The organism is Psychrobacter proteolyticus (assembly GCF_038155145.1).
GTDB classification, from domain to species: domain Bacteria; phylum Pseudomonadota; class Gammaproteobacteria; order Pseudomonadales; family Moraxellaceae; genus Psychrobacter; species Psychrobacter proteolyticus_B.
Genome location: NZ_JBAKAY010000095.1, coordinates 1 through 227, shown reverse-complemented (window position 1 = coordinate 227; position 227 = coordinate 1). Strand labels below are relative to the sequence as shown.

Sequence of the window (227 nt, the reverse complement as noted above, 5' to 3'; positions counted from 1 at the left end):
GTAGAAGTGAATACAACATGGCACTAGGTGAGCGACGCGCACAAGCTGCACGTAACAACCTAGCTGCTCAAGGTGTCACTGCAAACAACATCCGAGTTATTAGATATGGTGAAGAACGCCCTGCAGCAGCTGGTAACACAGAAGACTCGTATGCACAAAACAGTCGTGCTGAGCTGTCTTACTAAATTGTTAATTAGCTTTATTTATAACGTTCGACTATTAAATAA

Annotated in this window: 1 protein-coding gene; it reads left to right on the top strand. The window is 42.7% G+C overall.

Going from position 1 to position 227, the window contains the following annotated elements:
- Positions 1 to 185 (top strand): OmpA family protein (locus V6252_RS13120; RefSeq protein WP_341610740.1); only part of this gene is annotated, 185 nt, incomplete at its 5' end.
- Positions 186 to 227: the final 42 nt, after the last annotated feature.